Origin of the sequence: Lientehia hominis (genome assembly GCF_021044755.1) — a bacterium.
GTDB lineage: Bacteria > Bacillota > Clostridia > Lachnospirales > Lachnospiraceae > Lientehia > Lientehia hominis.
The window spans coordinates 140,171-159,442 of sequence record NZ_JAJNOR010000001.1; the positions used below are offsets into that span (position 1 = coordinate 140,171).

The following is a 19,272-nucleotide window of genomic DNA, read 5'->3' on the forward strand; positions in this document are numbered from 1 at the left end:
TCTCCTCTCTTTCATCGGTAGATTCCATACTTGATCTTTACACGTTCTACTTTCCGAATCACCTTTTCTCCAAAAACAAACAGGAAAAAGGCGCTCCCCAGAGCATGGGTGAAATCATATGGGACGCCGGAAATATATAATATCTTTAAAGACTCCCAGTTTATATCCAGCCCGGAAGCCGAGACATAACTATTGAATACCAGCGCCGAAATATTCATGATACCGCCGTAAATGATAAAGGTCGTGAGGAACCCATATACGGACAAAGTCAAATCATCCACCGGCATCCGCTTCCTTTGTATCAAATATCCGGCGATCAATCCGACCGCGCCGAAGACATACAGCCGCCAGCCCATGAAGATACCGTCACCACTTATCCGCCATTCGAGCCAGGCCGCCAAAACAGCAAAAACAACTCCTGTGATTGGTCCGGCTATCACCTGGAAACTCCGGCTGTTCAATTTATCCAGATCTTTTTTGTTGAACACCACTCCCGCCAAAAACCCGAGAATCCCCCAGCAAAACATCTGCCATGGGGTCCATGGTCCCTGCCCCAGAAAAAAATTACATACAAACCGCGCCAGCGCTCCCACAAGGAAGCCTGCCTCAGGCCCCAGAGAAATCCCGGAAACAATCGCCATGGCGGTCCCCGCCTGGAATGGTATCGTAATATAGCATATCATGTTTCCGAGGGCGGTGAGGGCCGTCATCATAGCCACGAGGACAATCTCTCTCGCCCTTGGCTTCCTTCCCTCAAACATCATGAAAAAAGGCGCCATGATATAAAAGATGATCAGCAGACTGATAAATAGAAAACTTCTGTCCTCCAGAAATTCGATCCCAACAAAAATGGTGAGCGGTATCAGGACAAAAATCACAGCTGCTGAGACAAAAATCCGTTTACGCCTTAATTTCAGGAATTGTTTTTCTGTATATTTCTGCCACATAACTCCACCACTTCCCTATAAGTAATCGCCCGTTCAAATAGATGCCTGGACATCCGGTTTGCCGCTGTCGTATAAAAATTATTTCCGCCGAAAAATTCATGAGGTGTATCTATCGCCGATATCCCTCCGTCAAAGAACATTGCACACCGATCTGCATATTCCCCGCAGAACTCAATGTCGTGGGTCACCATAAAAATCGTGACTCCCTGGTTTTTCAGCTCCCTCAATATATCTGCCAATATTGTCTTGAAAAAAGGGTCCAGCCCTTTCGTCGGCTCATCCAAAAGCAGTATCTTAGGCTCCCTGAGGAGTATCTTTCCAAGAGCGAGCCTCTGTTTCTCTCCGCCGGACAGATCGTAGGGATGAGCCTGTTCCATGCCGCCAAGCTGCATTTTCTGCATCATCTGCTGAATTCGCAAAAGCTTTTCCTCTTTGGGCACAGGGTCATAGTAGAGCGCTTCATAAAGCTCTTCCTCTGCCGTGATCTCTGTAAAAACAGACGCCGGATTTTGCGGCAGGACCCCCAGGCAGTTTGTAAACAGTTCATTTCCCTTGTATTTTTCCAGCGGCTTTCCTAAAATCCGTATTGCGCCTCTCCATGGCTTGTTCACCCCGGATACAATACCGAGCGTTGTGCTCTTTCCTGCGCCGTTGCCGCCGAGCAGGCAGAAAAACTCCCCCGTCTCTATGGAAAGAGATAAGTCTCTCACCACATCTTCCGAATTTCTCTCGTAACGGAACCAGGCATTCTTGATCGTAACTGCTTTTTCCCTGTCTTCACCGGGCTCTTCTTCCGATTCTGGAAGCGACTTCAACATGATTTTCGGAAAAACCTTTGACAGCCATAGTCTTCCCTCCCGGATAGTCAGAGGATAATCACCCCCTCCGTCCACATCCGCATATATTTTCATAGGGGCCGGAAGCCCCAGAAACATTTCATGGCGGCATTTTCCGCCGCTTAAATAAGCGCCTGTCTCCCTGGGAGTCCCCCAAAAGCAAAGCCTCCCTTCTTCCATGACCATGACCTTGTCCGCCATTGGAAACACTTCCTCCAGGCGGTGCTCAGAAATCACGATCGTAATGCCGAGATCCCGGTTTATCTTTCTCAGGGTTTCCAGGAATTCCAAGGCGGCAATCGGGTCAAGCTGTGCCGTTGGCTCGTCTAAAACGATTACTTTAGGATACATAGCCATCACAGAGGCCAGATTTAAAAGCTGCTTCTGCCCGCCTGAGAGTTCGCTCGTATTTTTTCGAAACCAGGACTGGATTCCAAAATAGCACGCCATTTCGGAGACTCTCCTGCGGATGGAATTTGTAGACAGTCCCAGATTCTCCAGGCCGAAAGCCATCTCATGCCAGACCTTGTCGGTGACGATCTGATTTTCCGGATCTTGTCCTACAAATCCAATCTCTTCCGCGTCTCTCCGATCATCCAGGTGCATAAAATCTTGTCCGCAGTAATAAATCTCTCCTTCTCCTTCTCCATATGGAATCAGGCTTTTTTTCATATGACGCAGGAGAGTGCTCTTCCCGCATCCTGATTTTCCGCATATTAAAACGAATTGGGACTCCCCGATGGAAAAACTCATTTTATCAAGAGCCTTTTTCTCTCTGCCCGGATAGCAGAAATTCACATCTTTGAATACAAATGTTTCCATTTTATCTCTCCCTGCAGTTCTATGTAAATGGGAAGCAGCAGAAAAATACCATAAGCTATATATACAACAGCAGAAAACGCCGTTGTCTCTCGGAAAACAATTCTTGGATAATACAAGATGGAATTGACCTTCTGGAAACATCCATAGATTACGATTCCAGAAAGAACAGCTATAGAAGAGAGCATGAGCGCGTCCCGCCTGTCAAAGCGAAAGATACTGTAGTTGCTCCTCCCTTTCAGTCCATATCCTCTGGCTTCCATAGAATCAGATGTTTCAATTCCCGCCTCCAAAGACCAGGCGATCAATATGGATATCTCTTTGCCCAGCTGCCTCACTCTCCGAAACAGTTTCTGACCGGTAAAATTCCGCCCAAGATACTTTTGCCCCTGAGAAATTTCGCGGAACCTTCTTTTTAAAAGAGGGATAAAACGGAAACACATGGATAAGACCAAGCCGACAGACGGTATGATACTCCCGAACAGATATATGAATTTATCCGTATTCATGACACAGCTGAAACAGGAAAACCAGATGATCATACTGGTGAACATAATGGCCGCCGCCGCTCCGAAGGCAACTGCTTCCATGGTCACCGCGGCATCGTTGAGATAAAAAAGAATGGTCTGTCCTCTCTGAGTAAAAAGAGGGTTCAAAAGAACCGCCAGCAGCACGATCGGTATCAGGAAACAGAGATTCCGCTTTACCGCTTTTCCGCCTTCCAGCATGAAGGAATAAAGAAAAGATACCAGAAACGTCATGGCCAAAAAAAGCGGATGCATGGAGAACATCGTAATCAGAAGCACCATTAAAAAATAAGTGAAGTTCACGACCGGATGGTATCCTTCAAATGTATCCATAGCTTTTCCTCCTCTCTATCCCATATCCTCCAGGCTTCCTTCCATCTCCAGATATATATCCCGGGCAAGCATAAGGCTTTTTTCATCCGCATCCCACATTCCGCGCCCATAAGCTTCCAGAAGACGTCCGCTCATATTATGCACGGCCCATGGATTCTGTTCCTTTATCCATTCTTTCAGTGTCTCATCCGCCAGGTAGGTCTGCACCAGCCCTTCGTATACCCATCCGTCGATATTCCCTGTCGATGCATCCCAGCCAAAGGCGATATCAAACATGGCAGACATTTCCTGTGCGCCTCTGTAACCGTGCTCCATAAGCCCCTGGATCCAGGAAGGATTTAATAACTTCGTTCTGACCAGCCGTTCCAGCTCTTCTTTTGTGGTGCGTATCTGCTCCTCTTTTCCGTCGCTGAATGAAACCGTATAGGATACCGCGCTGCCGCCGGCCGCCTCTGCCGCGGCAACAGCGCCTCCAAAATAATTATAAAAATCATCACTGTCCAACAGATCCTCCTCCACAGAAGAAAGATTTTTCAGGACCACCTGACTGTCTTTCATACGGTCGACAAAAGAATCCGCCATTTGTATCCCCTCGCGTCCCTGTCCATATGCAAAAGCGCTCCAGGCCAGATAGGCGTCTCCCAGCTCTTTCCGCCCGTCCCACTTCCCGCTGGAGATAAGCAGATTGATGCCGGCTCCATATTGTCCGGGAGGACAGCTGAAAATTCGGGCAGATGCCTGCTTTCTCGCCTGCTCCTGTTCCATCCCCTGTCTAATAAGTTTCCTGATATCGCGGTTAATATGTTTTCTTATGTAATTAAATTCATCCGGCTCTTCTTCGGAAGCTGCAAGGTTCACCGCTTCATCCAGAAGCTCCATCAAATTCGGAAAATTATCCCGGAACAGACCGCTTACCCGCAGTGTGACGTCAAAGCGGGGATGATCCAGTTCTGCTGCAGGGATGACCTCTACTCCGCAGACTCTGTCATGCTTCGGAAACCATTTGGGCCTTACCCCGTAAAGATAAAGGACCTCCGCGATCGTAGTTCCGTAAGTCTTCATGGTTTCCCCGGAATATACGACTATCGTAACTGCTTCCGGCATCTTTCCCAAATCAGAGGCCGTTTTATGGAGGAGCTGCCTGGCCAGACTCTCTCCTGATCTCCATGCCTCCCTCGTCGGTATCTGGAAGGGATGGACACCGTAGAAATTCCTGCCGGTGGGAAGCGCTTCATAAGCCCCGCGGCTCGGACACCCGGACGCACCGGGTTTTATAAATCTACCGTGAAAAGCATTTACCACTGCATCCAGCTCTTCCGGGATCCTGAGGACTTTTTCTTTTAAGTCTCTTCGATTTCCTCCGCCCAGCTCCAAAAAATCCAGTAAATGGTCCATCCGTTCTTTTTCCGGAATCTTTCCCAGCACATGCAGTCCGTCCCTTATCTGAGAATAGCGTATCTCTTCCAGCCTGCTGTGCAGTTTATTTACTATGGTGTCTGATTCATCAAAAAAGCTCCGGATTTCTTCTTCCGACAGGAGATGTAAAGAACCTCCGGCTACTTTTATGATTTCCTCCAAGAGTCCCCTCTCCTGGCTTTTATCAAATTTCATGGCATTTTCATACTGCTCAAGCTTATCCTCCAGAACCTCCATATCACCGTAGATCCCGCTTTCTTTCATGGCGGGAACCATATGGCTGATCAATACGGCCGAAGCCCTGCGCTTAGCCTGTGTCCCTTCTCCCGGCAGATTCATGATATATGGATACGCATGGGGAAGCTCATCCAATACAATGGACGGGTAACAGGAGGCAGATAAGCCCACTGATTTCCCGGGGAGCCATTCCGCAGTGCCATGAGCGCCCACATGGTAAATGAGATTTGCACCAAACACCTCTTTTATCCAATGGTAATATCCCAGATATTGATGAGGACACGGGTGTTCCATGGAATGATACACTTCCTCTGCTTTTTCTGCTGATTCTCTGGACGGCTGGATTCCGATGAACAGATTACCGTTTCGAATTCCGGGAATCAGGATTTTCTTCTCCAGAGTCATGAAAGCTCCGGGCGCCTTTCCCCATACCCGCTCCATTTCCTCCTGCACGGAAGTCGGAAGACCGTCAAACCAGCCGGCGTATTCTTCCTCTGATATAAGATCCACGCTTTTTTCTTTTATCTGCTCTTTCGAAAGATATCCAAATTCGTTTGTCAGTCCTTCTGTCAGTTCACGGATGACCTCCTGCCCGTTTTCCCATTCCCTGTCAAGGGTCAGTCCTTCTCTTTTAAGCACTTCCACCATTTGAAAAACGGACTCCGGCGTGTCAAGTCCATAAGCGCAGCCAAGCATATCCATTCTCGGCGGCATATTATGCAAAAGAATCGCCACTCTTTTTTCAGATGATCTCATAAGGCTCAGAAGCCCCCAGTTTACCGCTAATCCCGCCAGCCACTCTATCCGGTCCGGAACCGGCACGATACGATTCATTTTCCCGTATTCCGTTTCCTGGATTTCCGTACATCCAATCACAGAGGTGATGATCTGCCCATCCAATTCCGGCTCATAAATATTGGAACACATCGTCATAGCATCCATGCCCTGTGCGGACCCTTCCCACTTTTCATAGGAAAAATAAGTGGTCATCGCCTGAAATACCGGGACTCCCAAACTGGCAAATACACTTTCACAGGCATCCTCTCTTCCTTTTCCAGGAGCGGCGAGCATGGTCATAGAAAAACCCGTGGTGACGATAAGTCCCTGTATTCTTACGCTTCCGTCATCTCTTTTCAGGTACCGCCTGATTATCCCGGAAAGACCCTCTGTCCTTTCCATAGGCTGCATCGTACTCACCACAGGCAGAGGAAAACCTCCGCGTTTCCTGATCTCCTCTAATAGCATAGCCGCATGGGCCGTGTCGTCATTCAGCGCGTTCAGATAGTGCACCAAAATCCCGATCACTGGGCCCTCAAACGCATCAGCCTCCTGCAGGACGCTTTGTTCTTCACACTCCAGAACCTTCCATATCCCTTCCCGATACGCAGGAACAGGTTCTTCAAAAGAAACTTCTGTATCACCGAATTCCCGGAGCAGATAAGCGATCAGATTCTGAAAGTTTTCGGTCCCTCCCAGTTCATAATACTCCGCGATTTTTTGATGCTCTTCTGGAAGCAGGCCGCTTTTCTCCTGCATCTGGCAGACCTCTTCTTCCATCTCCGAATGAAAGAAGAACGGTTTTTTGTGACAGATCTCTTCTTCTAATTCTGAGAATTCAGGAAACCATGCGAGCCCTCCATGCAAAAGCAGAACCAGGAAATCGGCTTCCTCCACCGCATTCAGGAGCTGTTTGTTATCCGCTCCTCCTTTTCCTACCTGCCAGGCATCAAAAGAATGAAATTCTATTTTCCCCTTTAGGGACGGGGCCAGCTCCTTTTCGGCTTTCAGGAAATGATACGCCCTCTCATCACTTTGATGAATCAATACCAGTTTAAACATCTGAGTTCTCCACAATCTGAAATGCTGTCTTTCTGAGGCTGCAGTCCACTTCCTGCTCACCATTCAGTATCACACGGGATGGGCACCCCTCCGGACAATACCTTTCATACCGGCATAAAAGACACTCCTTCTTCCGGAGTTTCTCCAGCTTTTTCTCTTCGTCCAGCTTTTTCAGAGAAATATTTCCCAGGATATTTCCCATAAAATAATCTCTTTCTCCCGCCAGGGAGCCGCAAGGATAACAGCTGCCGTCCGGAAGCAGAGCGGCTGCTCTTCCGCAGCCGGCATAACAGTACGGCAGCTTCTTTCCGAAGGTCATTCTTCTCCGAGCCTCTTCCACTTCCCTGAGCACTATGCTCCTTCCGGATATTGTTCTCAATTGGTCGCATCTGTTCTGCATGGCCGGAAGAACCTCTTCAATCTGAGAAGGAGCAATACGAAGTTTGCCAAAGGCCGGCCGCCCCCTTCCGGCAGACCGAAAAAGATCCAGGCCAATCCCGTTCACCGATCCCAAATACCAGCAAAAATCAACCAGTCTGGGAAGTTCTTTTACATTCATGGCTGTTACCACCGCATTTATATTAACCCTGATCCCATGTTCTGCGAGCAGCCTGATACCCCGGACGACGTCAGCCGTTTTTCCCCTCAGGAGCTCATTGACCTCCGGGACTCCATCCAGGCTGATTCCAATTGATATGGCATGTTCTTTGATAAACTCGGCCTGTTTTCTTTCCAAAAGCGTGCCATTCGTCTGAAGCCGGAATTCTGCGTCTATCCCCTGCTCCTCCACATTCCGCACCACCTCACAAATCGTCTCCCATCCAAGAAGCGGTTCTCCGCCGGTAAACTGGATGATCAGCGGTGCGTCCGCAAATCTTGCTATGGCAGCCATTGCGGTTTTCACCGGCATGTCCCGGCATTGGCTCAGTTCACTTCCCGCACTGGCATAACAGTACATACATTGAAGATTGCATCTGCCCGTCACCCACAGGACCAGAAGCATTTTATTCTTTTTCATGACGGCCGCCGTCTTCTCCGGAACACAGCCGGTCAAGCTCCTCCCAGTCCAGAACCTCATCGGAAAAAGGACGTTTGTGCATCCGATGCGGCAGTACATAAGAAGCGGCCTTTCGGATGTCTTCTCTGATCACTTCCGTCCGTCCCTCCCACGCAGCCAGTGTCCTGGCGGTATTCACCATACAGATATCCGCTCTGTGTCCGTCCACATGCAGGGAAATCCCGATCTGGGCAGCCAGCATCAGAATATCTTTTGAATAAGAAACCTTGTAAAGCAGTTTCTTTGCCTTTAAAATCCGCGCTGTGAGTTTTTCCTCCTCTGCCCGGTATCTCTCAAGAAACGATTCCGGATCTTCCTCAAAGTCCAGTCTTCTGGATATCACTTCTACCCGCTCTGACGTCTCTCGTTCACCTGTCACGTCCGTTGCCAGGCCAAACCTATCCAAAAGCTGAGGACGAAGCTGTCCCTCTTCCGGATTCATAGTCCCAACGAGGACGAACCGGGATGGATGACTGTAGGAGATTCCCTCCCGTTCTACCCGGTTGACTCCCATCGCCGCCGCATCCAGGAGCAGATCTACAATATGATCGTCCAGAAGATTGATCTCATCTATGTACAAAAGGTTCTGATCCGCTTCTGCCAAAAGCCCCGGCTCAAATCTCCGCGTTCCTTCTTGTATGGCGCTTTCCAGACTAAGCGTTCCTACTACTCTGTCCTCTGTGACGCCTACCGGCAGATTCACCACCTTCATTTCCGGCATCAGAGACGCAAGCGCCCTGACAGCGGTGGATTTCGCTGTCCCTTTCTCTCCCCGTATCAGGACTCCTCCCAATCTGGGATTAATGGCGTTTAGAAGAAGCGCCGTCTTCATATCTTCCTGTCCTACAATGGCAGAAAAGGGATAATTATACTCTGTCACCACAATGTCCTCTTTCCCGGCCGCAGCCGTTCTTCTATCGTATTTCGTTCAGGATATCCCTGAAGATATCCGGTCTTTCCGTCAGCTTCTCCATGGGAATCTGATATCCGTTCATGGCTTCTGCCAGCTGCTCTGCCAGTCCAAGACGTACATATCCCTGCTCTGTATCAATCACTATGCTGCGAATCGCCTCGCCCGCAAAGCGTTCCGCCTGGCAGACAGCCTCCTCATATGGTGCTTTTCCACCGGCCGTCGCTCTTCCGTCTGTAATGAGCATGAGCACCGGAAATACTGCTCTTTCCTTGGCTAAGACTCCCTTCATCATCTCGTAAGAAAGACGAAGCCCTTCTGCAAGAGGCGTTTTCCCCTTCGTCTTCAATTCCGTTAATCGTCTGGCCGCCAGATCCACACTGTTAGTAAACTCCAGTAAAAGGCGGGCTTCCTTATCCTGGAAAGTGATCATAGCAATCTTGTCACGCTTTTCATAAGAATTTTGAAGAAGAGAAAGTACGATTCCTTTTACGGCCGCCATCCGTTCATTTGCTCCCATGGATGCACTTGCATCCACCGCAAATAAAAGATAACATCCTGTCTTTCCGCTTCTCACCTTCAGCCGGATATCCTCCGGCTTTATCTGGACCGCCATTTTTCGTTCCCCGGCCCCTTTTCCTCCGGCAGAATGAAATGCCGCGTGAAGCAGTGTGTCCCCGAACGCAACATCTGATGCGCTCATAGGGATTCCCTGCCTGCTTTTCACGGTGTGTCCCTGACCTTTTATTTCGTCTGCCCGGATTCTTCTGCCGGTACAGTTTGCAGAATGTACTTTTTCGCTGTGCTTCATCCAATCGTTGACCGGACATACTCCGCCTGCTTCTTGAAAATTCTCCTCCTGTGAAAGGTTTTTATCCGGCTCCTGTTTCCTCTCATTTCCGCCGGCTGCTCTGCTCTCCCTGTATCCCTCGCCTGTCTCCTGCTGCGTTTCAGGAACCTCCGCCTTCTTACTGTCTTTCTGCTCTTCTTTCCGTTCCGCCTCGTTTTCCTGATTCTTTTCCGCCCATTCTTCTGACAATCTGTGCCGGCCTCGGTGAGGGAAAACATATTGTGCCGCTTCTAAAAGATGAGCCGCGGTCACCATGGTCCCATTCCCCCAGGCTGCGGCGGCCCGGGCAGTCTGAATCAAGAACAGCTCCGCGTGGTTTCCCTCACACCCCGCTTCTTTTACCAGTTCAGAAGCCAATGTTTTGGCGCCCTCCGTGATTTCTATCCTGTGCAGCCGTTTTCTGGCCCTGTCTAAGTTCTTTGCTATCATCTCTGTTTTATCCCGAAATCTGTCGCAGAAATTTTGAGGGTCCTCCTCGTATTCCAGGCGGCGTTCAATGATCTGCATCCGCTTCCTTAATTCCTTTTCTCCTTCCAAATATACAAGAAGGCCAAATTTATCCAAAAACCCAGGGGAGACTTGGCCTTCTTCCGGGTTCATAGTGCCAATGAAAACCATACTTCCGGCCGCCGCAGAGATTCCGGCTGCCGTCTCATCCGGCAGCAGATTGGATTCATCCATGTATAACAGATGTCCCTTCGCCTGTTCCAGTATTCCCGGAATGTGCTCTCTGCGTCCGTTTTTTGTGATACTTTCCCAGTCATCGCATCCATACAGCCTGTCTTTCGTCGTGTGGAGAGGGACTTCATACAATTTCATATTATGGTCCAGATCTGCAAGGCCGCGAACCATGGTAGACTTTCCCGTCCCCTTTTCACCTGTGAGCATAACGCCTCCCACATCCGGATTGATCAGCGCATAGATCAACGCCCGTTTCGCCTTTTCATTTCCTACCAATGCACTAAATGGGTACCCCATTTTTCTTTATCCTCCAGTAACAAAACAATAAATGACCCCTTTTGCCGGGGCAAAAGGGGTCACAAATAATAACCAATCCCCTCATCCCGGAAATAGCTGGCAACGGATATCCTGACTTCGCTTCTCCCTACAAGGCCCTTCTCGGCAAATCTGCCAATGGTATCCGCCTTTTCGTCTGCGTTACAGTAGAGGTGACTGTCCCGGATTTTCACCGGGTTCCCCGTTCATGATTTCACTTATTTAAAATACACCATATTTTTTTATTATAGCATCTTTTTGTTCATTTGGCTTATCCAAAATAGCTATTTAACAAATTTTTGCCTTTCTTATCCCCTCCTTCTGTTCGCCCATAAACACACGAACAGCAATATTACAGAAAACGCACTCCCCAATATTAAAAACCAAATACCTCCATTTTGGCTGTCGCCCGTTTCCGGAGATGCCGGAGCCAGTACCGTTTCCTTTTCTGTCTTCTCCTCACTTGACTCCGTCGATTCACTTTGAGCTTCCGATGTCTTCGTTTCTTCCTCTGGTTCTTCCGGCCTCTTTTCATTTATTGCTGTGATCACAAGCTCCCCTTTCGATTCTCCCCCGATCTGCACCTCAAGTTCATCACATGACTCATATCCCTCCGGAACGTCTGTTTCGCGGACCAGATACACACCATAAGGAAGCGGCACCGTCTCTAGTTTCCCATTGGAATCCGTATAGAGGACCGTCTCTCCCTGGTCTCCGATCACGGCCGGCTCTGCCTTCTCCCAGTCATATTTTCCTTCCTTTCGTTCTAAAGACGACTTAAAATAAAATGAAAATCCGGCATGAGGAAGAGGTAACTCCTTTTCCGTGTCTCCGTATTTCTTAAGGATAACCGGCCGTCTGATCATTTCATCCTCTGCCGCGACCATAACCTCTACGACAGGCGTCGCATCATCCTGATATCGGAGCGCTGCCTCATATTCCTCCGGATTCTTCCAGTATCCTTCCGGCGGAACAGCCTCTGTCACTATATAATCCCCAAATGGAAGACCGCCAAGTACCCCTTCTCCCGCCTCATCGGTGACGATCTGTCCCATCAGAATGCGTTCTTCTTCGCCGTTTCCTTCCTGTCCAGAAAGAAAATAGACCTCATATACCGCGCCGGCCAGCGAAGCGTCCCCAGAAAAATCCCCCTCTTCCGAAGACCGTTTTTTTAGAGACAGGGCTCCCTTTGCCGGAAGGTTTTCCCAGGTGCTGTCCACGATCTGTCCCGCCCGCACCGTGACGGTCTTTGGTTCCTGCGTCCTTATATATCCTTCCGGGACCTCAGTCTCCCTTATTTCATACCTGCCGTCAGCCAGATAGCTGCTCATCCCTTTTCCATCATCTCCTGTGAAAAACTCGCAAATGGGTTTAGAGTCTACGGGAGCATTCAAGGGAAACACGCCGAAGCGAACGCCTGGCAGTGGTTCTTTCGTTTCCCCGTCATGCTTTTCCACCTGAATCTTTCCTGGCTCCTCCGGCAGCTTGATTCCATTTTCCGCATACTTTATTTCTGCCAACCCTATTTTTTCTACTTTCCCCATCGTTTGATAAGCACCGTCTGACGGTTCAAACACAGATACCTGGTTTCCATCCCCCGCATATCCTGTTGCCTGCAGGACCAGTTGTTTTTTGCCGTTTCCTTTCCAAGGAAAGCTCAAAGAATGTGTCCTCCGGTCAGAGAGTTCTGTTTCTGTACTCCAGGAATTTCCAGCCAAAACCTTTCCGTCCAGCCTGATCTCACTCCCTTCCTCCAAGCCCTCTGCCAATATGGTGCAGGCATCCAGATTTTCCGCGAAAACAGAAAAACTGACGACAATCTCTTCTTCGCTCCAGCTCGCAGAAACGCCTGTGATACTAATTGAAAGATTTCTCTTGATTCTGTTTCCGTAAAGAGCATTTCCGGCCAAAGTCCGATACATGGAAGCTGCGTCCACGCCGTCCAGATTTATCGGAGTGGCTTTTTCATAGGCAAAATAGTCATGATCGCTGCCTTCCTCGTGCATGGAAGCCAGTACTGACCATACGGCCAGCTGCGTCGCCTGCCGCTGCGCCTCTTCGGGAATTCCCTTACTCAACCAATATCTTGTATTCAATGGATAGCCATCGGCTATGATATTTCGTATGGCTTCTATTCCTTCACTGCTTATTCGACCGGCGCCCCCGGCGCCTCCATAGGACTGATTCCCGTCGGGACTCTGGAGCGTACTGTTTAAACAGTACGCCACAGCCCCGTCCGAGGTATCCTGATACGCCTGAATCACATTGCTGGTATCGTTGACCGCCAGATACATCTTTTCAAAGGGAATTTTTAAAAACCCGGATACAGAAGCCTCCACTGCCTTCGCCACAGAACAAACGGCTGCCAATCCCATAAACAGGTACAAAATGGTTCTGCTGATTTTTCTTTTCATATAATCCGTCCTCTCATAAAATGGTTTCTGGACGGACAGGAAGCAAACTTAATAACAGACCTTTCCCCTCCTTTATGGCTTAAATTTGCTTCTCTTTGGTATTTGCTCTATTGATTTTTAAATATAATATGGAAATAATTGACCAGAACTGGTCATGAAATAACTGATGTGCAAAGAATAAGCTGGCTTCCTGCCCTTCCCTGCAGAAGCCATTATAACAGGAAACCAGCCGAAGTTCAACAGGAAAACGTCTCTCCCTCTTTCCTGATTCTCTTTATCTTATGCCGGTATGGCTCGGATGCTGTCTCTTTCAACAGACGGTCCATTACCATATAATCCATTTGAAAATGCATAGGAAATACAACATCCGTATCTGTCTTCCTCATGAAATAGTCAAATCCCCACCAATACCGTTCTTCTTGTCTGGGATCCAGCGGAACAAAAGCAGCATCAAAATGTCTTCCTTCCATTTTCTGAATCTCAGTCTGGAACCGCCTGGTCATATCTTCATATTCAGCCTCTGTCTCTCCAATCCAGGTCCACCAGTTCAAATCCCCCGCATGATACAGGCTTTTTCCTTCATATGCCAGAAGAAAAGCCACACCCTCGTCTGTGGAGGCCAGCGTCTCCACCTGGAGGACACTGCCGCCCACCATAAATTCCGCCGAGGAGTTCTTTCCAATGTAGGAAATCTTATCATAGGCCGAAGCCGGAACCTTTTTTCTTTCCAGATAGGCACGGTTCATCCGGATATCCTTCGACAGGAGGAAATGGATATTGGGATAGATTTCAGACAGGGACAGCACTGACACCCGGAAATGGTCGTCATGCTTATGGCTCGCCAGTACGAAAATGTCCTTCTCCCTGGGATATTCCGGCAGTTCTCCCGCATAATAGTCAAACAAAAAGACAGCGTTGGAAAATTCAATGGAAAAGCTGCTGTGATGGATATATGTAATTTTCATATAAGACCTCCTTTCACTGTGGGCGGAGACAGCGGCCCGCCGCTTCATGCGCAGGCCGTGTGGGCGCCCAATGTTTTATAGTTCTAATCCATAAAGTGCCGAATATTTATGCTTCAGATAGGCGATATAGTAATGGGGATTGAAAGGCTCACCTGTTATATCCCGCAGCACCTCGTCCATTTTTCTGGCAGCGCCGAACTTATGAATGTGTTGATTCAGATATTTGGTGATCTGTGCCAATCCTCCGCTCTTCAGCAGGCTTTCCACATCCAGTTCCTTTGACATCTGATGATATATCTGGGACGCCATGGCATTTCCCAGGGCATAAGAAGGAAAATATCCGAATTCTCCCATGGCCCAGTGGATATCCTGGAGCACCCCTTCTGCAGAGCTGCCCGGCTTTACCCCCAGATATTCCTCATAAAGCCGCTCCCATTCCTCTGGCAGCTGCTCCACCGAAAGGCTTCCGTCAATCAGCTTTTTTTCCAGTTCATACCGGACGATGATATGGAGACAATAGGTAAGCTCATCAGCCTCAGTCCGGATAAGTCCCGGCTCTGCCCGGTTTATCGCCCGCAGAAACTGATTTAGGGATACGTTTTTTAGCTGCTCCGGAAACTGATCCTGTAATCTCCCATAGATTGGCTCCCAAAACGCCTTGCTCCTTCCCAGGATATTTTCATAAAACCTGGACTGTGACTCATGTACGCCGCAGGTTCCTCCCATGACCGGAGTCTGCGTCACTTCGTCGCTGTTTCCTTGTTCGTATATCGCGTGACCAGTCTCATGGATTGTGGAAAAAATGGCGCTTTCCAAATTATCTTCATAATAATGCGTGGTGATTCGCACGTCATCTTTGTGAAGGCTGGTCGTAAACGGGTGTTCACTTTCCGCAAACACACCCCTGGAAAAGTCAAACCCCAGATAAGCTGCCAGCCATCTGTTCCAGCTCTTTTGTTTTTTTATATCATAAGTCTGAAAAAGGAATCCGGACTCCACAGGCTCCTTTTTTGCCACAGCCTTCACAAGCGGCACGACTTCAGCTTTCACCTGCTCAAAAAAATCGTCCAGAATTTCCATCGTGAATCCTTCTTCATAGTCGGAAAGAAGAATGTCATAAAGCTTTTCATCTTCTTTTTTCCGATATGACGCAAACCGTTTTCTCGTATCCACGATCTCAGACAAAATCGGCGCAAATATTTTAAAATCTCCGTTTTTCTTTGCCTGGCTCCATTTGCTGACAGACACAGCCGTAAGTTCCGAAAAACGGCGGTATTCGTCCGGCGGAATGACAGACAGCTTTTCCCGCTCCTGTTCCAGCCGTCTCAGAACAGCCCTCTGAATCTCCGAAAGCCCCTCCTTTTTTTTCTCCTTCTCCAAAAGCTTCCCGGTCTCTTCCTTCACGAGAAGCTCCTGATAGGCGGCAGATAATGTTCCTACGACCTTTGCCGTCCGGTCTGCCGCTTCCGGCGGCGCCAGAGTCTCGTTGTCCCAATCAAAAAGGGTGAGAGCGGTCTGAAGGGCATTCCACCTCTCCAGGAAATCAGAAAACTCGTCCCCCTTATTTTCTTCTGCTGCTTTGACTTCCATAAAATCCCTCCTTTAAATATCCATAAAAAATCAATGTGGGGCAATCCTGCAAAGCTTTCTTTTCCTATAAAGGAATGAAGAGGATGCTCCCACATCCTCTTCTCTATTGTGTTCTATTTTCGCCTAAACATTCCTTTTGCTGTTCCAGAGGTTCCTTTTCTTCAAATCCAGATACTCGTGATAGGCTTTTTCCATGATCTGCTTTTCATTCTGAAATTTTAAGAGATGATAAGCTTCATAAAATTTATAATATCCGGAATCCAGAAAATATTCCTCCCGTTGTGGTTTACTGTAATAGCTGTCCGCCATCATCAGATACCAATGCACGTCCTTCTCCACAGTATCCTGCGGAATGTTGAACGAATATTGGCTTTTCCCAATATATTTGACAATGGATGCCTGAACGCCCGTTTCCTCTTTCACTTCGCGCAGCGCCGTCTCCTCATAGGATTCTCCTGCTTCTACAGTTCCCTTCGGCAATACCCAGCCCTCGTATTTATTTTTATAATTTTTATATAGGACAAGAATTTTGCCGCGAAATATAACCACACCGCCACAGCTCTTTGCTTCGATCATTGCAATCCCTCCTGGTCTTGGTGTGTCTGGCTCTAACGAGATTATACCCTATTTTGCAGACAGGTGCAAGGGCCGCCGCTTTCATGTGATCATTGTCCGTTTTTTCTGGAAAAATATCCTTCAAAAAGTGCCTTTGCTCCTTTTGTAGCCACGGAACCGCCTAACCCTCCGTTCTCATAAATGATACTGATGACGATTTCTGGATTTTCCGCGGGAGCAAAACCGACAAACCAGGCATGGCTGTCTTCCTTATTGGAATTGAATTCCGCAGAACCGGTCTTTCCTGCTACCTGATAGCTGTCCGACTGCAGTGAAGGACTGGTCCCTTCATTTACCACAGCCACCATAAAATCTGTAAGAGTTTCCGCCTCTGAGGCAGATAAAAGCTTTCCATAAGACGAGGGCATGAACTGCTTGACAATTTTACCATCAGAGCTTTCCACTCGGTCGATCAAATACGGCGACATCATGGTCCCTCCATTGGCAATCGCGGACGTAATCATCGCGTTATGAATAGGGGATATCATGGTCCTTCCCTGCCCGATGGAGGTCTGCACCCGTTCAGCCAGGCCTGAGGTACCGTCCATAACAAAGGAACTCTCCTTATACTCCATGGACAGCGGAAGCTCCGTATTGAACAGGAAACTGTTACAAAGCGCATGGAAACTGTCCAGATTCAGCTGCTGTCCGACGGTAGCAAAAGAACAGTTACAGGAATTTGCCAAAGACAGACGCAGATTCAGATGGCCGTGCACATGACCGTCATAGCAGCTCATGACCGCGTCTCCATAGGGAAGTGTACCTTCACAGTCAAACTGATAGTTTTCCCAGGTATCCGGGTACTCCCGGATATATTCTAGCGTAGTCAAAAGCTTGAACGTGGAGCCGGGCGGATAAAGTCCCTGGGTCGCCCGGTTCAAAAGGTTCGCGTCCTGGTTCTCTTCCGATATCAGAGACTCCCAATCCGCGGATATCGTATTTGGATTATAGTCTGGCTTTGACACCATTGCCAGTATTTTTCCGGTACTGGGCTCCAAGATCACACAGGCTCCCTTATAATCCCCTAATGCATCATATGCCAGCTGCTGCAGATACGGGTCAAGAGTCGTCACCACATTATCCGCAGGGTTTTTCACCTCAGACAATTCATTGTTCACTTGGTCAATGACATTGAGGTGGGAAGTGAGAAGATACTGGTTTGCAGACGACTCCAGTCCCGTCTTTCCGGATGCAGAATATCCGACCACATGGGCAAACAGGTTCTCATATGGATAACTCCTCGTTTCATTCCCCTCTTCATCCTCCACGGTTTTAGCCAGCACCTCTCCGCTGCTCCCGAGGATCTCTCCTCTCACGATCTTTTCCGAAAATGTATCAAGTCTTGCATTATAAGAGCTGTTGATGATATCCTTACTCTTCGCTGTGACATAATAGGAAAAATAACCGATGGTCGCGATGAACATCAGCACAAAAAGGACTCCCGCAAGGCGAATCTCTCTATTTACTTTTCTGGTTCTTTCCTCTACCTGAAGGATTTCTTCTTCTTCCTTCACCTGACTTTCCAGAGCCTTCTGCACCTTTTCCATATCTTTGCGCGTGTACGGCCTGTCGTCTTCGTTCCTGTTCTTCTTCCTGTTCAATTCTATCAACCTCATCCTGTTTCAAAATATAAAGCCCCTGAATAATCCCAAACATGATAAAAGTACTCATGATCGAGCTGCCTCCATAACTCACGAACGGAAGCGTTATTCCCGTAGAGGGAATGAATTTGATGACGCCTCCGATATTCAGGAACACCTGCACGCCATATACTGCCGCCAGCCCAAAAGCTATGATCTTATAAAACATTCCGTCCATCCAAGTAGATATCCACAAAAACTGCAGAAGGCAGCTTAAGCAAATTAAAATCAGCGCAATGGCGAAAATCGCCCCAAATTCCTCAGAAATCGCGGAAAATATAAAGTCAGACCGAACGACCGGCACAGTTTCCGGCATTCCCTGATAGAGCCCTGCTCCCAGCCAGCCGCCGCTTCCGATGGCGAACAAAGACTGGATAATCTGCCATCCGTCGCCGGTCGCATCCACCCAAGGATCTTTCCATACCTGTACACGTGTCTTGACATGGCCGAACACCTTATATGCGAGCACGGAAGCTCCACTTCCCGCTATGGTCCCTCCCAGCAGATATAAGTAGCTTTTCGTCGCCACAAACAGCATCAGGAGATAGGCAACAAAATAGATGAGCGCTGCTCCCAGATCCTTGGAAGCTACGAGGATCAGTACGTGCATCGCCGCGACCACAGTCGTAACGCAGACCCGTTTGAAACTGATGCTGGTCTGAAACATGGAGGCCACAAAAAACACAAAAGAGATCTTCACAAATTCCGAAGGCTGAAGTGAGAACAGACCTCCGATATCAAAGGAAAGCTTCGCTCCATAGGAGGTCATGCTGAAGACCAGTACCAGGGCCAGGGCTGCGATTCCGATTCCCGCATAAATCCAGCCGAACCTCCAGAGATACCGCATCTTCCGAACAATCACCGGGACCACCATAGCCACTACAGCCGCCGCCACCGTTATGATGAACTGCCGCACAGCCCGGTCCACATTCAGCCTGGTGAGCATGATAAAGCCTATGGCCAACAGCATACAAGTATTGTTGATCAGTAGTCGGGACGCTTTCCGATAAAAAATATGAAAAAACATCAGATACAAAATGAAGAAAACCAACTGAGCCAGATAAAACGTCACCATGGACACCTGATTCGTATATAATGTAATGGCCAGATATCCGGTCAGATGCAGCATGAACATACAAAAAAGCTGCATTACACAGGCTCGGTTCCTACGCTTATGGGTCTTCATCCGAAGATAATGATATGTGGACAATGTATACAAAATAATCAGCACTATCATCACATATTTGGTTGCCTGAATCACTAAACTCGTCACTTTTCCAC

At 48.4% G+C, this 19,272-nt stretch carries 13 protein-coding genes and 1 riboswitch; all 13 genes read right to left on the reverse strand.

Annotated elements, in window-relative coordinates; genetic code table 11:
• Window positions 1-11: 11 nt before the first annotated feature.
• The gene (locus LQE92_RS00665; protein ID WP_231061090.1) at window positions 12-947 is read right to left on the reverse strand and encodes an ECF transporter S component; all 936 of its coding nucleotides are present in this window, start codon (window positions 945-947) and stop codon (window positions 12-14) included.
• Window positions 914-2,605 carry an ABC transporter ATP-binding protein gene (locus tag LQE92_RS00670; RefSeq protein ID WP_231061091.1) on the reverse strand — a complete coding sequence of 564 codons (1,692 nt, stop codon included), beginning with the start codon at window positions 2,603-2,605 and terminating at the stop codon, window positions 914-916. The genes LQE92_RS00665 and LQE92_RS00670 overlap by 34 nt, the downstream gene beginning before the upstream one ends.
• Entirely contained in the window at window positions 2,578-3,462 is an 885-nt protein-coding gene (locus LQE92_RS00675) for an energy-coupling factor transporter transmembrane component T (protein WP_231061092.1), read from the reverse strand. Before LQE92_RS00675 ends, LQE92_RS00670 begins: the two co-directional genes overlap by 28 nt.
• Window positions 3,463-3,477: 15 nt before the next feature.
• A complete protein-coding gene (locus LQE92_RS00680) occupies window positions 3,478-6,954 on the reverse strand; it encodes a cobaltochelatase subunit CobN (protein WP_231061093.1) in 3,477 nt (1,158 codons plus the stop codon).
• The gene (locus LQE92_RS00685; RefSeq protein WP_231061094.1) at window positions 6,947-7,972 is read right to left on the reverse strand and encodes a radical SAM/SPASM domain-containing protein; all 1,026 of its coding nucleotides are present in this window, start codon (window positions 7,970-7,972) and stop codon (window positions 6,947-6,949) included. The genes LQE92_RS00680 and LQE92_RS00685 overlap by 8 nt, the downstream gene beginning before the upstream one ends.
• On the reverse strand, window positions 7,959-8,891 hold the full coding sequence (locus LQE92_RS00690) for an ATP-binding protein (protein ID WP_231061095.1): 933 nt from the start codon (window positions 8,889-8,891) through the stop codon (window positions 7,959-7,961). Before LQE92_RS00690 ends, LQE92_RS00685 begins: the two co-directional genes overlap by 14 nt.
• A gap of 34 nt (window positions 8,892-8,925) precedes the next feature.
• Complete coding sequence (locus tag LQE92_RS00695) at window positions 8,926-10,749, reverse strand: VWA domain-containing protein (RefSeq protein ID WP_231061096.1); 1,824 nt, start codon at window positions 10,747-10,749, stop codon at window positions 8,926-8,928.
• An 84-nt stretch (window positions 10,750-10,833) separates the two neighbouring features.
• Window positions 10,834-11,016: riboswitch (cobalamin riboswitch) on the reverse strand.
• A gap of 59 nt (window positions 11,017-11,075) precedes the next feature.
• The gene (locus LQE92_RS00700) at window positions 11,076-13,181 is read right to left on the reverse strand and encodes a thioester domain-containing protein (protein ID WP_231061097.1); all 2,106 of its coding nucleotides are present in this window, start codon (window positions 13,179-13,181) and stop codon (window positions 11,076-11,078) included.
• A gap of 236 nt (window positions 13,182-13,417) precedes the next feature.
• On the reverse strand, window positions 13,418-14,146 hold the full coding sequence (locus tag LQE92_RS00705; RefSeq protein ID WP_231061098.1) for an MBL fold metallo-hydrolase: 729 nt from the start codon (window positions 14,144-14,146) through the stop codon (window positions 13,418-13,420).
• Between the two features lie 75 nt (window positions 14,147-14,221).
• Window positions 14,222-15,736 (reverse strand): carboxypeptidase M32, encoded by a 1,515-nt coding sequence (locus LQE92_RS00710; RefSeq protein ID WP_231061099.1) that lies wholly within the window; start codon window positions 15,734-15,736, stop codon window positions 14,222-14,224.
• 123 nt (window positions 15,737-15,859) lie between these two features.
• Window positions 15,860-16,312, reverse strand: a complete 453-nt coding sequence (locus LQE92_RS00715; protein ID WP_231061100.1) for an NUDIX hydrolase — start codon at window positions 16,310-16,312, stop codon at window positions 15,860-15,862.
• Window positions 16,313-16,401: 89 nt separating this feature from the next.
• Complete coding sequence (locus LQE92_RS00720; protein ID WP_231061847.1) at window positions 16,402-17,898, reverse strand: peptidoglycan D,D-transpeptidase FtsI family protein; 1,497 nt, start codon at window positions 17,896-17,898, stop codon at window positions 16,402-16,404.
• Window positions 17,810-19,264 (reverse strand): FtsW/RodA/SpoVE family cell cycle protein, encoded by a 1,455-nt coding sequence (locus LQE92_RS00725; RefSeq protein ID WP_231061101.1) that lies wholly within the window; start codon window positions 19,262-19,264, stop codon window positions 17,810-17,812. Before LQE92_RS00725 ends, LQE92_RS00720 begins: the two co-directional genes overlap by 89 nt.
• Window positions 19,265-19,272: the final 8 nt, after the last annotated feature.

Bases quoted from the DNA above. Each gene is read 5' to 3' on its own strand.
- LQE92_RS00665 (WP_231061090.1), bottom strand. From the start codon at position 947: ATGTGGCAGAAATATACAGAAAAACAATTCCTGAAATTAAGGCGTAAA.
- LQE92_RS00685 (WP_231061094.1), bottom strand. From the start codon at position 7,972: ATGAAAAAGAATAAAATGCTTCTGGTCCTGTGGGTGACGGGCAGATGC.
- LQE92_RS00720 (WP_231061847.1), bottom strand. From the start codon at position 17,898: ATGGAAAAGGTGCAGAAGGCTCTGGAAAGTCAGGTGAAGGAAGAAGAA.
- LQE92_RS00695 (WP_231061096.1), bottom strand. From the start codon at position 10,749: ATGGGGTACCCATTTAGTGCATTGGTAGGAAATGAAAAGGCGAAACGG.
- LQE92_RS00715 (WP_231061100.1), bottom strand. From the start codon at position 16,312: ATGATCGAAGCAAAGAGCTGTGGCGGTGTGGTTATATTTCGCGGCAAA.
- LQE92_RS00700 (WP_231061097.1), bottom strand. From the start codon at position 13,181: ATGAAAAGAAAAATCAGCAGAACCATTTTGTACCTGTTTATGGGATTG.
- LQE92_RS00675 (WP_231061092.1), bottom strand. From the start codon at position 3,462: ATGGATACATTTGAAGGATACCATCCGGTCGTGAACTTCACTTATTTT.
- LQE92_RS00705 (WP_231061098.1), bottom strand. From the start codon at position 14,146: ATGAAAATTACATATATCCATCACAGCAGCTTTTCCATTGAATTTTCC.
- LQE92_RS00710 (WP_231061099.1), bottom strand. From the start codon at position 15,736: ATGGAAGTCAAAGCAGCAGAAGAAAATAAGGGGGACGAGTTTTCTGAT.
- LQE92_RS00670 (WP_231061091.1), bottom strand. From the start codon at position 2,605: ATGGAAACATTTGTATTCAAAGATGTGAATTTCTGCTATCCGGGCAGA.
- LQE92_RS00680 (WP_231061093.1), bottom strand. From the start codon at position 6,954: ATGTTTAAACTGGTATTGATTCATCAAAGTGATGAGAGGGCGTATCAT.